Raw genomic sequence first — 13,066 nt, 5'->3', positions numbered from 1 at the left:
ATGACAACTATACTCACGAAACGGGCCGTCTGGGCTTCATTGGCCACGGCATTGAGCCTGGCCGCAACCAGCCCGTGCAGGGCCGCGACTTTACTTCATAACTGCTTCAGTACGCCGCAAGCCTACACCACGTCGTTCGATCATGAGTTTTCGTCCAGCGAAAATATTGCCAATCATGACTATGATGTGCCAAATCATCTGGTCGGCAATGGCCCGGTGATAGTGGCCAACTGCAGCTGTCCCGGAAATATGTTTTCTTCGAGCATGGTCTATGAAAAAACGTTTGCCGGAAGCCCGCTGAATCCTGGAACAAACGGATACGGCTACTTGACCGAAAAGATCGATGCCGATATCACCGCCTATGCGGATGCAATCAACTCTCCGGACGGCACTTCTTTGACCCCGTTACCTGTCAATGAATACCCGACGTCCAGAGGTAATATGCGTAGCACTACCGAGAATGCACTCGCCAAAACGGAGGGAAATGCCAACGTTTGCAATAGCAGCACCCAGCCGAGCAACGCCGCTGTTATAAAGCGTAATTTCCGCTGGAACGTCGTTGCGATCCTGCTTCACGTTAAAAAACCCATCCTGGGTCAAGAGGTGATCCCTTCGACGATCGTCGCGCAAAACTATGCCTGCCTCTATTTCGGCACGGGGACAAGCTGCGATCCCGGGCAGGCAGAACAGGTCTCTGATATCTGGTTTAGCGGCACGTTATCTGCGCCGCTAAGCTGCACTATCAACGCAGGCAGCACCATTGAGGTTGAGTTCGGCAGCATCGTCAGCAAGCAATTCGTCATTAAGGGGCAACCGCCGAAACGTTATGCTATCAAAAACGTTGATATTGCCTACCACTGTGATGATAACGCAGTGGGAAACACGGACCGGATAAAGCTCACGCTAACCGCTGATCAGGGGGTCGCGGACAGCAGTACGCCGTACATTGCAAAACTTCTGGACAGGGACGATCTCGGGGTGCGTGTATATGATGAACACAGTCAGAACGTCGCGCTGGACGGGACCTATGAGTTTCCGGTGACGATGGACGCGCAGGGAAACGGTGTGGTCAAAATTCAGGCTGTACCGGTCAGCACGACCAATGCCTCCCCGGCCCCCGGCCGCTTTGAAGGTAACGTGACGGTGAAGATGGATCTTCGCTAACCGAACTACCCTCAGGCTGACGCCGCAGCCTGAGGGTAATCAGAACAATCAGAAGCCGAGGCTGTCGAGCAGATCGTCTACCTGATCCTGGCTTGCCACAACGCCCGCCTTGCTGGCGTCGAGCTGTGGACCATTGAGCAGGCTTTCGTTCTCGCGTTTTGGACGGGCCGCCGGTTCCGGGATGTTCTCCAGCAGAACCATCAGCAGCTGACGCTCAATCTCCTGGATAACATCCATCATGCGCTTGATCACCTGACCGGTCAGGTCCTGGAAATCCTGCGCCATCATGATGTCCAGCAGCTGGGCGTTGGTGAAGCTGGTGTGCCCCGGCACATCACCCAGGTACTGACGGGTATCCGTCACCAGCTCACGGGCATCCGCCAGCTCGATAGGGTTCTCAAACCACTCGTCCCAGCGTTTGCTCAGCGCTTTCGCCCCCTTTTCCATCGCATCCTGGTGCGGCTGTGACGCTTCGACGCTGTTCAGCGCACGTTCCGCGGCCTGAGCGGTCATCTGCACAACATAGTCCAGACGATCGCGGGCATCAGGAATGGCTTCCGCCGCTTCGGCAATCGCCTGATCCAGACCCAGCTCACGCAGGCTGTCACGCAGCATGCGCGTCAGGCTGCCGATGCGGACGATAATATCGCTCGGCGAGTGTTCTTCAACGGGTTTCATAGCAGGTTGCAACATTTCCATCACCTCACATGCCGAGTTTCTCGAAGATCTTACCGAGCTTCTCTTCCAGGGTTGCCGCGGTGAATGGCTTCACCACATAGCCGCTTGCGCCCGCCTGTGCAGCGGCAATGATGTTCTCTTTTTTCGCTTCTGCAGTAACCATCAGAACCGGCATAGACGCCATTCCGGCATCAGCACGAATGGTTTTCAGCAGTTCCAGACCGTCCATGTTTGGCATGTTCCAGTCGGAGATAACAAAACCAAACCCGCCAGCCTGCAGTTTGTTCAGCGCATCAACGCCGTCTTCTGCTTCTTCAACGTTGTTGAAGCCCAGCTCTTTCAGCAGGTTGCGCACGATGCGACGCATGGTGGAAAAGTCATCCACAACCAAAAACTTAAGCTCTTTATCCGCCATAAAATAATACTCCTGAGTCAAATACGTATTGCCTGTCCGGCACTGATTTTCGCCAGCATCTGCTGGCTTACCTGGCTAAGATCGACCACTTCGCTCACGCCACCCATATTGATGGCCTCGCGCGGCATGCCGAACACCACACAACTTGCTTCATTCTGCGCAATCGTCCAGGCGCCAGCCTGGTGCATTGCAAGCATTCCGGCGGCACCATCGTTGCCCATCCCCGTCAGGATCACCCCAACGGCGTTGCGCCCCGCATGTTTCGCCACCGAATGAAACAGCACATCCACCGACGGACGGTGCCGGTTGACCGGCGGTCCGTCATGAATTTTGATTTGATAGTTAGCGCCGCTGCGCGACAGCTCCATATGCTTGTCGCCCGGGGCGATATAGGCATGTCCCGGGAGCACGCGCTCGCCGTCTTCCGCCTCCTTCACGCTGATCTGGCACAGCTTGTTCAGGCGTTCGGCGAACGAACGGGTAAAGCCTGGCGGCATATGCTGAGTGATCAGAATACCCGGACTTGAAAGCGGCAATGGCTGGAGTACATGACGAATTGCCTCTGTTCCTCCGGTTGACGCTCCAATAACCAGCAGTTTTTCCGAGCTGAGTAAGGGACCGGCCTTCAGGGTCGCAGGCGCGGCCAATGGCGTATGGGCAGCAAGCTTCGCCCGCGACGCGGTGCGGATCTTCTCCGCAATCATTTCGCTGTAGGCCAGCATCCCTTCGCGAATGCCAAGCTGCGGTTTGGTGACAAAATCCACCGCCCCCAGCTCCAGCGCGCGCAGGGTGATTTCCGATCCTTTTCCGGTCAGGGAGGAGACCATCACCACCGGCATGGGCCGAAGCCGCATTAATTTTTCGAGGAAATCTATGCCATCCATGCGCGGCATCTCGACATCCAGCGTTAGCACGTCGGGGTTATATTTTTTAATTAAATCCCGCGCTACCAGAGGATCGGGCGCAGTCGCCACCATCTCCATGTCGCTGTGGCTATTGATAATTTCAGTCATGATCTGACGCATCAGCGCTGAATCATCGACAGACAACACCCTGATTTTACTCATGCTTTTTCCTTACTCAGCGCATATACCGTTTGCCCACGCAGGCTAAACTCACGCGCGAGGTTGCTGAAGTTTTCCGAGTGCCCGGCAAACAGTAAACCGTCAGGCTTGAGCAACGGAACAAACCGACGCAAAATGTCCTGTTGCGTCGTTTTATCAAAATAGATCATGACGTTACGGCAAAAAATGGCATCGAACGGCCCCGGCACGTTGTACTGCTTATCCAGCAGGTTAACGGGCGCGAATTCGACGCAGTTCGCCAGCTCCTGGCGTACGCGCACCAGGCCTTCATGCGGGCCCGTGCCGCGCATGAAATAACGCTGCAGCTGCTGCGGCGACAGCGTTTTCAGTTCATCCTGGCGATACACGCCGTTACGCGCCTTCTCCAGCACCTCGGTATCGATATCGCTGGCGTAGACTTTCCAGCGTCCGGGCGTCATGCCCAGGGTGTCAGCAAGGGTTATCGCCAGCGAGTACGGCTCTTCACCCGTCGAGGCGGCCGCGCTCCATACGCGATACTCCCCGGTGCGACGGCGGGCGTGCTCGGCCAGGACCGGGAAGTGGTGAGCTTCACGGAAAAACGCCGTCAGGTTGGTGGTTAACGAGTTAATAAAAGCCTGCCACTCTGCGCTGTTCTGGTTCGCCTCGAGCATGCTCAGATAGCGGCCAAAATCATCCAGCCCCAGCGTACGCAAGCGCCGCACCAGACGGTTGTAGACCATGTCCCGCTTATGATCCGCAAGCACGATCCCCGCACGCTGGTAGATTAACTGACATATCCGACGAAAATGCGCGTCGGACAGCGCGAGGCGCTGTGTCATCTGCAACAATAATGACGTTTGCCCAGGGGGCATTGGTGATGTCATAGCGCCTTCTTAATTACATTCAGGATACAACTGGCACGGCCTGCGACCGCCCGACTTCTGTTACTGCTTCAACGTGCTCTTTCACATTAAATACCGCGACCAGTCCGGTCAGACGATCCGCCTGGCTGGCCAGCTGATCGGTTGCCGCTGCAGCTTCCTCAACTAACGAGGCGTTTTGTTGCGTCACCTGATCCATCTGGCTGACGGCCTGGGCAACCTGCTCAATCCCGCGACGCTGTTCATCCGACGCAGAGGCAATCTCGCCCATGATGTCGTTCACCCGCGTCACGGAGGTGACGATCTCGTGCATGGTTTTCGCCGCCGTATCCACCAGCGTTGAGCCCTGCTGAACACGCGAAACCGACTCTTCGATCAGCACCTTAATCTCTTTCGCCGCGTTGGCGCTGCGGCTCGCCAGGTTACGCACCTCCCCCGCCACCACCGCAAACCCGCGCCCTTGCTCACCGGCGCGCGCCGCTTCCACGGCGGCATTCAGCGCCAGAATGTTGGTCTGGAACGCGATACCGTCAATCACGCTGATGATGTCACCAATTTTCTGCGAGCTGGTGGCAATCTCCTGCATGGTGCTGGCGACATGGGACGCCTGGTCGCCGCCTTTCTTCGCCGTCATCGCCGCCTGTTTTGACAGGTCAGACGCCTGACGCGCGTTATCGGCGTTCTGGCCTACCGTCGCGGTTAACTGCTCCATGCTGGCCGCCGTCTGCGCCAGCGAGGCCGCCTGCTGCTCGGTGCGGGACGAGAGATCGTTGTTCCCCGCCGCAATCTCAGAGATCCCAGTGTGCATGGCATAACTGCCCTGCCGCACGTCGCTCACCGTTTCCCGCAGGGATCCCTGCATCGCCTTCAGGCTGGCAAAGATCGCCGAAATTTCGTTCTTGCCGAACACCGCCACCGGACGCGCCAGGTCCCCTTTCGCAATACTGTCGAAGTGGCTGCTGATAATCGCCAGCGGCTGCACAATCATTCTGCGCGACCAGAGCAGCGCCCCGCCGGTCAGCAGCCCTGCCAGAATCACCACCACGGCAAAGATGACGCCCGACATGTGATAGCTTTGACGGCTCTGGTCACCGGCACGCTGAACAGACTGGTTAATATCCTGCTGCCACGCGTTAAAGCTGCCGTCAAACGCCGCCTGAGACGCCTGAACCGGTGCAGTCATAAAGTCCGAAAGCTGGTTGTTCTCAAGCCACGTCGCCTGGTGGTCCAGATCGCTGTACCACTGCTCAAAGTTCGTCTTCATGGCGGCCTTCAGCGCTTTCTCTTTCTCACTGTCGGCGGCCTGCGCCGTAAAGGCTTTAAACTGTGCGTCAGCCTGCTTCAGGCTGTCGCGCGCGGTCGCCATCAGCGCTTTAATGTCATCCGGCGGATAACTCAGCGCGGTTAAGGTTCCCGCCTTATTCAGCGCAGTGCTTGCCTGCAACAGCACGGCACGCGTTTGTGCCAGTGCGGAGCGCTGCTGATTACTCGCCTCAACTTCCTGCAAATTCTGATAGCCATCGCGAAACGCCCAAAAAGACAACCCGTTACTGCCAACCTGCAACACACCGCAAAGGATCAGAATCAAAAACAGTGTGGTCGAGATACGAATACGATTTAACATCCACGCTCCCATCAAGCGGCAAGCAGCCGCGGTTTAATTGTCAGTCAAAATGTTTCCCAGTTTTCATCTTGTCCGGTCGTCGCGGTGCGCGTACGGTTTACAGCCGATTCAGCGGCTGGCGCACGATACGTCGCCTGCGGGGTGACCGTATTTCCAGCGAGTGAAGCGAGACGAAACGCCGAGACGGCCATCTTCAGACGGCTCGCCTGGTCTTCCAGAGCAGCGGCCGCAGCAGCGGACTCCTGCACCAGCGCGGCGTTTTGCTGTGTCACGCGATCCATTTCCGATACCGCCAGGGCAACCTGGTCGATACCACGACTCTGCTCATCGGACGCAGAGGCGATTTCACCCATGATGTCCGTCACGCGGGTGACGGCATTCACGATGTCATTCATGGTCTCCCCGGCGCTTTCCACCAGCACGGAGCCGGTATCCACGCGGGAGACGGAATCTTCAATCAGAGACTTGATCTCTTTGGCCGCGTTGGCGCTGCGGCTGGCCAGGTTGCGTACTTCCCCGGCCACCACGGCAAACCCGCGCCCCTGTTCACCCGCGCGCGCCGCTTCCACGGCGGCGTTCAGCGCCAGAATGTTGGTCTGGAAGGCAATGCCGTCGATAACGCTGATGATGTCGGCGATTTTCTTCGAGCTGTCGGCGATTTCGTGCATGGTTTTCACCACGCCATCCACCACGCGGCCGCCGCGCTGCGCCGTCTCGGAGGCGCTTTCCGCCAGCTGAGACGCCTGGCGGGCGTTATCGGCGTTCTGCTTCACGGTCGCGGTGAGCTGCTCCATGCTGGCGGCCGTCTCTTCCAGGGCGGACGCCTGCTGCTCGGTACGAGAAGAGAGGTCGTTATTCCCCATCGCAATTTCGCTGGTGCCGGTGTAGATAGCCTCCGACCCGTTACGTACGTTGGCAACGGTTTCGATTAACGAACGCTGCATATGGTCAACGCTGTTTGCCAGCTCGGTGATCTCATTGCGCCCGGAAACGGTCAGCGTTTTGGTCAGGTCACCGCCGGCAATTTCACGAATGTGGGCAATGACGCGCCCGAGAGGGTTCAGCAGGATATGGCGAATGCCGTACCAGACCGCGACCAGCACAATGACCAGCGCCAGCGCCATCACGGCCATCTGCCATTTTGCAAAGCGGTAGTCATTCTGGCTTGCCGTAAAGGCCGAGTGATAGAGATCGCCACTGACCTTCGCGTATTCCCCCAGCGCCGCGCCGAGTGCGTTTTGCATCCCCTGCGTTGGCTGCGCGAAATAGGCGTCCATGTTGCCGCTCTCCAGGAACTGAATCAGCTCTGTCAGGCCGGTATGGTAGGCATTGTATTTTTCATCGATATTCTGGCTCACCTGCTCCATAGCAGGCTGCGGGGCGATCTTTTTGAAGGCGTCGTAATGTTTCGCGGCGTCAGCGAGGGTGGCACGGGCATTTTTCAACAGATCGGTTTTCGCGCTGCTCTGCTGATTGTTGGGGTCCATCATCATGCGCGCGGACGAGCGGCTCAGGTTGATACGCGTTTGCAGCATCAGATCCCACGTCGACGTGAGTTCACTCTGCTGCAGGCGGAGATCGTTCGAGGCCGCGAAGCTGTCCTGGTTCTGTTTTAATGACGAGAAAAAAAGCCCGCCGGAGATGAGCTGAAGAAGTGCGAAAATGACCAGCACCATCATGAGCATTGTGACAACGCGGATACGGTTCAACATACAACACCTTCTCATAGATTTATTAACGGTGTTATCGGCACAGCCCACAGGAACTTTACATTTGCGAAAGGGAAAAGCGCGGGGTTAAAACGCCACGTCGACAATCAGCGTGTCGGTGTAGGTTCCGGCGGGCGGCGTGGCCTGATTGGTCAGGACTTTCGCGGTGTAGTTGTAGGTGCGCAGTAAACCGTCGGTACTGACCTGGGACGATACCGCGCTTGACCAGCGCTCGCTGCCGCTGCCGCCCCAGCGGTTACCGGTGGCTTCCTTATAGATGTCGTAGCTCATGGCGTTGCTGCCGCTCACCATCCGCCGCACGTTGTTCAGCGCGTTGGCACCGTTATTAATGCCGATGGTATACGAACTTCCTTTGGTACAGGTGACGGCAATCGCCTGCGAGACGGTGGGGAAACTTTGCACCAGCGGCGCGCTGTTGAAGTTCACATCTGGCGTGGTCATGGCGCTGCAGTCGTTGGTGACGGTCATATCCAGCAGGATGGTGGTTGTCGCGGTTCCCGTCTGATTGATTGTGCAAATGCCAAGCGCGCCCACGGAGCAGACGCTGTAGTTAATGCTGAAGGTTAACTGCACCTGATATGGCCCGGCAGTGACGTTTTGCCCGGCGACGGTGCGGAAATAGAGCGGAATGTTGTACTGCTTTGACCCCAGCAACCCCAGCAGGGTACTCCCGCTCCAGGTATATGATTTACTTATCTGTACCTCGCTGCTGCTCGCGCATCCCGATAACCCGCACAGCCGGGTGGGGATCACGTCGGTGATGGCCGCATTATCCGTGCGTTTCATCGTGGCCCGGCTGCTGCCCGAAACCGATGCCGCGGTGTAGGTCAGCGTTACCGAGTCGCTGGTCAGCATATTCAGTACGGCATCGCAGGCCACCACCAGCGTGCCGGTGGTTTGAACTTCTCCGGTTCCGCTAAGCGCGAACGAGGTGACGCTGCCAAACGACGCATTAACCGTACTGACGGTACACGCCGCCCAGCCGCCGCCGGAGAACAGCAGCAGGATGAATAGCAGCAGGCGCGTCATGGCTCCTCCCGGCAAACCAGCGGCCCGTAGGTTTTCAGCTTGTGCTCCGGATTGGCCCCCACGGTCAGGGTAGTCTTACAGCGCCTCCCGTCAGGTGCGATCACCTCCAGCGGGTTCACATCGCTGAGATTTTCCAGCCAGGCGATGCCGTCATACCCCACCACCGCATTGCTGCGCGAGGCGCGTCGAACCTGGCTTCCCACCGGCAACGCCTTCCCGCGCGCGTCATGCAGAATAACGCTGGCCACCCGTTCCTGCTCCATCGGGAAATCGACCAGATAGCCGCTGTGGCGCCGAATCGCGATCCGCCGCTCGGTCTCTTTCAGACGGGTATCCGCCGGCAGATTCAAAGTATCAATCCGGTAGCTTGCCGGGTAATACGCCGACACCCCGCTGACCAGCAGGTAGCCGTTGTTATTGGTTTTACCGACGGGCTGGTTCTCATAGCTGACGGGCACATCCGGGTGGCCATCGGTACTGATGACCACAAACGCATCGTTGATCTTATTCGCCGCGAACAGCTCGCCGTCCATCAGCACAACGGCGCCCATCGCCTCGCCCCACCAGGTCATGGTATCCCTTTCGCCATAGCCGCCGCCCTGCAGCTCGATGTTGTTATTGCGCCAGCCCAGCGTACCCTGTTGATAATCACTGGATCTTGACTGGTTGGCCCAGGCCATGTTCCAGCTGAACCCACCGTCAGAAGGCATGGAGTGGTTGTAGTTAATGCGCTGGGTACTGCCTGCATCCGGGGTGTTTTCAACGGTGACGGCAGCGCTGTCGCGCGCCCCCAGCGGCACCTGCAGCGACAGCGCGACCGTCCAGTCTCCCCGCTGCCGATCCCGGCTGCCGGCCAGGTAAATGCTGCTCGCTCCCCACAGGTTTCGGCTCCAGGAGAGATTGAGCAGCTCGGTTTTTTGGCTGTCAAAACTCTCCACGCCGATCCAGGCCGCACCGATGTTGCCGTACCGTCCCAGATTGAAGGTCAGCGAATACTGGTCCGTATTACGGCTAAAGCTGGCGATGGGCTTATTGTTTTCGTCATATACCGTCGGCTGATCGTAAAGGGCCAGATTGCCAAAGCCGCGGTCGCGACGCGTGTGCTGGGTGGCGACGCTAAACTCGCTGGTACTGTACTGGTAACCCCAGTTGATTTGCCCGCCCGCATCACCGCGCATGCGGCTTTGCGAGTAAGAGGTATTCACCACGCCAAACTGGCCGAGTTTTATCACCGTCCCCGCGCCGCCCAGCGCCAGCTCCTGCGCCCCTTCCGCGTGGCCCTCGAGGGTTAGCCAGTCCGTCATCCCGTAGCGATACGAGCCGCTGCCGGCTGCCGGACCGTAGTCAAAATTCTTGATGCCGTAATTACGCCGCAGGCTGCCGAGCGTCACGGCGCCGTCGCTCAGCCCTTGTTTGAGCAGGTCGCTGGTGACGTAAAACGGTAGCGTGGTGCTTACCTGGCGCCCCAGCGCATCCGTTGTGACCAGCACCGCATCCCCGGCGCCGTTGATATAGGGCAGATTAGTCAGGGTGAAGGGGCCCGGCTGAAGCTGGGTTGAGCCGGAGCGATAGCCGTTGATAAAAAGATCGACCGAAGTGGGTACCGCGGCTTCCCCCGCGAACTCGGGCAGCGGCCATGTCACCAGGTCAGGACGCAGGGAGAAATCCCGCCCGACGCTTATCCCCCCCATCCGCACGCTGGAGCTCCAGCTCAGGGCATCGCTGATCACGTCCCCGGCGCTCCAGCTCATCGCGTCATCTTCGTTAGTGAACAGCAGGGTCGTGTCATAGCGGACATACCCTTCCTGCTGTCCGTCGTTACCGGTGAAATTTTCCCGCGCGTAACCGGTCGAGGAAAACGAGCCGTTCTCGTTGAAGTAGCGGAACTCATGCCAGATCGACGCCTGACCGCCGATATGTTCCGTGTGGTTGGTGTAGAGATCGTAATTCAGCAGCGCCCCGCGCCCGTAGTGCGGTTTGGCCTGCGCCGCTTGCGCGCTGAAAGGCGTCACGCGGGCCGTCACCCAGTCGCGGGGAACGTTAAGCAGCAGGCGCTGCGCTGCGCTGTCGTACTCCACCCGAACCTGAGCAAGCGAGGAGAGATTTACCTCGCCGGTGGGAACGTGCGCCGGGGGCAGCCCCGCGCGCAGCAAATCGGCGCTGGAGATAAAGAAAGCGCCTTTACGCTGCGTCACGGGCACGACCAGGCCGGTATCGTAGTGATTGACCACGATGGCCAGCTGGAAAACCGCTTCATCATTTATCGCCTGTGCCTGGGGAGGCGGCGGTAAACTGTCGTCGCCGGGCCCGGCCAGAGTCGCTGAACTGACGCATAGCAGTATCATCATCGCCGGCTTCAGTTGACGGGCGTCGACTGCCATTGTTCGTCCCTGGCATTAATCTGCGCGCTGATCCGCTCTGGCTGACGAATGCCAGCGGGTATAGGCCAGCTGCGGGTGCTGCCCGGCAGGACGTAACCCAGCAATCCCTCCGCCACCGTGCGTTTCTGACCGCCCTGCTCCAGCGCCACCTGGCTCAGCCTGACGTGAACATCACCCCGATTTTTGACCTCCAGCGCAGGCTTCCCCTCCGCCTGCGTCACCCGCCAGCTCAGGTTTTGGGTCTCCGCCAGCGCGTGATGCGCGCCCTCTTTGATGGTCGGGATCCCCTGTCCATATACGAACAGAGGGATGGAGTAACGCATCTGCAATTTCAGGCCGATGGCGGGTTCGGCTTTGGCATCTGGCTGGGGAATTTCATCGACGATAATGCGATAGGCCTGTTCGACCCCAGCGGGAACCGAAGCCTGTTTGATAAGGCGAATAAGCTGCTTGCTGCCTGTGCCAATCGTGACGATGGGCGGGCTGGCGACCACGTCCTGCTGCGCGGTATAGCGCTCGTGTCCGTCCTCCTGCTTCCAGCGCACAATGCGGACCTGCATCGTCGTGGCACTATTTCCCTGGTTCTGGATCCACAGTTCCGTGGCGTTGGCGTCTGCAGCAAGCCAGGGATCGATGGGCCAGAGCAGGATGGTGGCCGCCGCCTGCGCCTGGCCAGCAACCGCCATTCCCAACGCGCCCGCCAGACAAACCGGTCTGAAAAATGGCTTCATCAACACTCTCCCTTTATTACCATGACAAGGTCACGGTGAGCTGATCGGAATAGGTTCCCGCCGGGCTAAACCCGGTCAATAGCGCCACGCCAAAAAGCGGCAGCGCGATGTTATTGCTGTTGGTATAGGTCACCGCTATCGCCTGGTTGACGCCAATTTCGCTGTTCGCGGCCAGCGAGCTGCTGCTGTAGAGCCGGTATGGCACCATATCGACGCCGTTCGCGCGCTTCATGCGGCGAACGGATGAATAATTTTGACCGCCATTAATGCTCATGCTCAGCGCCACGCCTGGCGTACAGGCAATAGACAACGCCCCGTTCGGTACAAAGCTGGTGCTCACCGGCGCGCTCTCAACGCCGTTATGGCTGCCAAAATCCAGCGTACCGAGAAGCCCTCCGCTACCGGTGGCCACCGCGCATCCCGGTACGATCGTCGCGCTGACCTTAAACGACTGGGATGTCACCGCATCCGCCGTGGGCATCGTGAGCAATCCGACGATCAGCGCGAAAAAAGGCTGCACGCGTCCCTCTGCGCGTTTGCGCAGACCTGTGAGAGATGCCTTCATGGCGGTTTGGGACTAGTAGGTGACGCTGACGTTAATCGTGTCGGTGTAGGTTCCCGGAACGACCGTCACGCTGTTACCGCCGCCGGTAATCCGTCCGTAGAGGGTGTAACTGTCCACCCCTCCGGCCGTAGACGCGATCGGCAGCGCGGCGTTATTGGCAATCACGGTGTTAAACCCGCTGTCGCTGTACAGGCTGTAAGCCACGCCCTGTGCCGCGTTGGCCGTATTCACCAGATAGCGTTCAGGCGTGCCCGGCGAACCGACAACCGAGCCGGGCGCGGTGGAGTGGGTATTACCGGTGATCGCGACCGTATAGCTGGCGGTCGTACATTGAATGGTGAAGGTGTTTCCGCCGCTGGCGCCGCTCAGCTGCGTCGTAAGCGTGGAAAAGGTTGCCGGATGGGTACCGAAATCGAGCGTACCGAAGTTAATACCACTTTGTGCGGGCGAGCCGTTTATCAGACACCCGTTTGTCAGCGTCAGCGTTGCACCGATGGTGCCGCTGCTGGTGACGGCCAGCGCCTGATGGGCCGTTGTCGCAGCCAGTAAGGTGCCTGCGCAGATCAAAAGAAGTTTTCTTTTCATTTACCACCCTCCAGAAGACGTCTCCGTTCCCTTGCCACATTTTATTTTTGTCGTTCAAGATGTTAGCCCCGCTTAACGTTCCTCTGAGGGGGTTATTGAGAATTTAGTTTATGGATATCGCTTCGACCACCAGCCCGTTAACGCATAAGGCATATGTCTTATTGACTCAACTTTATTATAAATAACAGCAAGTTAAATTAATTCAGGCAACAATTTCATTCTATCCGGGGAGAATAT

At 58.4% G+C, this 13,066-nt stretch carries 12 protein-coding genes; 1 reads left to right on the top strand and 11 read right to left on the bottom strand.

What is annotated here, in order from left to right:
* On the top strand, positions 1–1,164 hold the full coding sequence (locus tag FOY96_RS08240) for a fimbrial protein (protein ID WP_143346824.1): 1,164 nt from the start codon (positions 1–3) through the stop codon (positions 1,162–1,164).
* A gap of 48 nt (positions 1,165–1,212) precedes the next feature.
* Here FOY96_RS08240 and cheZ read toward each other — a convergent pair whose 3' ends face one another.
* From cheZ to FOY96_RS08185, 11 genes are all read right to left on the bottom strand, one after another.
* Positions 1,213–1,857, bottom strand: coding sequence for a protein phosphatase CheZ (gene cheZ / locus FOY96_RS08235; RefSeq protein WP_023312251.1), 645 nt, complete (start codon positions 1,855–1,857; stop codon positions 1,213–1,215).
* 10 nt (positions 1,858–1,867) lie between these two features.
* On the bottom strand, positions 1,868–2,257 hold the full coding sequence (gene cheY, locus FOY96_RS08230) for a chemotaxis response regulator CheY (RefSeq protein ID WP_008500431.1): 390 nt from the start codon (positions 2,255–2,257) through the stop codon (positions 1,868–1,870).
* A gap of 17 nt (positions 2,258–2,274) precedes the next feature.
* Positions 2,275–3,324 carry a protein-glutamate methylesterase/protein-glutamine glutaminase gene (locus FOY96_RS08225; RefSeq protein WP_029741783.1) on the bottom strand — a complete coding sequence of 350 codons (1,050 nt, stop codon included), beginning with the start codon at positions 3,322–3,324 and terminating at the stop codon, positions 2,275–2,277.
* On the bottom strand, positions 3,321–4,187 hold the full coding sequence (gene cheR, locus FOY96_RS08220) for a protein-glutamate O-methyltransferase CheR (RefSeq protein ID WP_023312253.1): 867 nt from the start codon (positions 4,185–4,187) through the stop codon (positions 3,321–3,323). The genes FOY96_RS08225 and cheR overlap by 4 nt, the downstream gene beginning before the upstream one ends.
* Positions 4,188–4,206: 19 nt before the next feature.
* The gene (gene tap, locus FOY96_RS08215; protein WP_023312254.1) at positions 4,207–5,808 is read right to left on the bottom strand and encodes a methyl-accepting chemotaxis protein IV; all 1,602 of its coding nucleotides are present in this window, start codon (positions 5,806–5,808) and stop codon (positions 4,207–4,209) included.
* A 44-nt stretch (positions 5,809–5,852) separates the two neighbouring features.
* On the bottom strand, positions 5,853–7,520 hold the full coding sequence (gene tar / locus FOY96_RS08210) for a methyl-accepting chemotaxis protein II (protein ID WP_058841404.1): 1,668 nt from the start codon (positions 7,518–7,520) through the stop codon (positions 5,853–5,855).
* An 84-nt stretch (positions 7,521–7,604) separates the two neighbouring features.
* A complete protein-coding gene (locus FOY96_RS08205) occupies positions 7,605–8,567 on the bottom strand; it encodes a Csu type fimbrial protein (protein WP_143346823.1) in 963 nt (320 codons plus the stop codon).
* Positions 8,564–10,948 carry a fimbria/pilus outer membrane usher protein gene (locus tag FOY96_RS08200; protein ID WP_143346822.1) on the bottom strand — a complete coding sequence of 795 codons (2,385 nt, stop codon included), beginning with the start codon at positions 10,946–10,948 and terminating at the stop codon, positions 8,564–8,566. Before FOY96_RS08200 ends, FOY96_RS08205 begins: the two co-directional genes overlap by 4 nt.
* Positions 10,924–11,679: a fimbrial biogenesis chaperone gene (locus FOY96_RS08195; RefSeq protein ID WP_143346821.1), complete on the bottom strand. Its 756-nt coding sequence runs from the start codon at positions 11,677–11,679 to the stop codon at positions 10,924–10,926. The genes FOY96_RS08200 and FOY96_RS08195 overlap by 25 nt, the downstream gene beginning before the upstream one ends.
* A 16-nt stretch (positions 11,680–11,695) precedes the next feature.
* Positions 11,696–12,244 carry a Csu type fimbrial protein gene (locus FOY96_RS08190; protein ID WP_039263671.1) on the bottom strand — a complete coding sequence of 183 codons (549 nt, stop codon included), beginning with the start codon at positions 12,242–12,244 and terminating at the stop codon, positions 11,696–11,698.
* A 12-nt stretch (positions 12,245–12,256) separates the two neighbouring features.
* Entirely contained in the window at positions 12,257–12,829 is a 573-nt protein-coding gene (locus FOY96_RS08185) for a Csu type fimbrial protein (protein ID WP_023312260.1), read from the bottom strand.
* Positions 12,830–13,066 lie beyond the last annotated feature (237 nt).

It is taken from the genome of Enterobacter asburiae, assembly GCF_007035645.1.
Lineage (GTDB): Bacteria > Pseudomonadota > Gammaproteobacteria > Enterobacterales > Enterobacteriaceae > Enterobacter > Enterobacter asburiae_B.
The sequence above is the reverse complement of the archived record's forward strand: the minus strand, read 5'-3'. Positions and strand labels throughout refer to the sequence as shown.

Excerpts from the sequence above, each read along its gene's own strand:
- FOY96_RS08240 (WP_143346824.1), top strand. The coding sequence starts at position 1 with ATGACAACTATACTCACGAAACGGGCCGTCTGGGCTTCATTGGCCACG.
- cheZ (WP_023312251.1), bottom strand. The coding sequence starts at position 1,857 with ATGTTGCAACCTGCTATGAAACCCGTTGAAGAACACTCGCCGAGCGAT.
- cheY (WP_008500431.1), bottom strand. The coding sequence starts at position 2,257 with ATGGCGGATAAAGAGCTTAAGTTTTTGGTTGTGGATGACTTTTCCACC.
- FOY96_RS08225 (WP_029741783.1), bottom strand. The coding sequence starts at position 3,324 with ATGAGTAAAATCAGGGTGTTGTCTGTCGATGATTCAGCGCTGATGCGT.
- cheR (WP_023312253.1), bottom strand. The coding sequence starts at position 4,187 with ATGACATCACCAATGCCCCCTGGGCAAACGTCATTATTGTTGCAGATG.
- tap (WP_023312254.1), bottom strand. The coding sequence starts at position 5,808 with ATGTTAAATCGTATTCGTATCTCGACCACACTGTTTTTGATTCTGATC.
- tar (WP_058841404.1), bottom strand. The coding sequence starts at position 7,520 with ATGTTGAACCGTATCCGCGTTGTCACAATGCTCATGATGGTGCTGGTC.
- FOY96_RS08205 (WP_143346823.1), bottom strand. The coding sequence starts at position 8,567 with ATGACGCGCCTGCTGCTATTCATCCTGCTGCTGTTCTCCGGCGGCGGC.
- FOY96_RS08200 (WP_143346822.1), bottom strand. The coding sequence starts at position 10,948 with ATGGCAGTCGACGCCCGTCAACTGAAGCCGGCGATGATGATACTGCTA.
- FOY96_RS08195 (WP_143346821.1), bottom strand. The coding sequence starts at position 11,679 with ATGAAGCCATTTTTCAGACCGGTTTGTCTGGCGGGCGCGTTGGGAATG.
- FOY96_RS08190 (WP_039263671.1), bottom strand. The coding sequence starts at position 12,244 with ATGAAGGCATCTCTCACAGGTCTGCGCAAACGCGCAGAGGGACGCGTG.
- FOY96_RS08185 (WP_023312260.1), bottom strand. The coding sequence starts at position 12,829 with ATGAAAAGAAAACTTCTTTTGATCTGCGCAGGCACCTTACTGGCTGCG.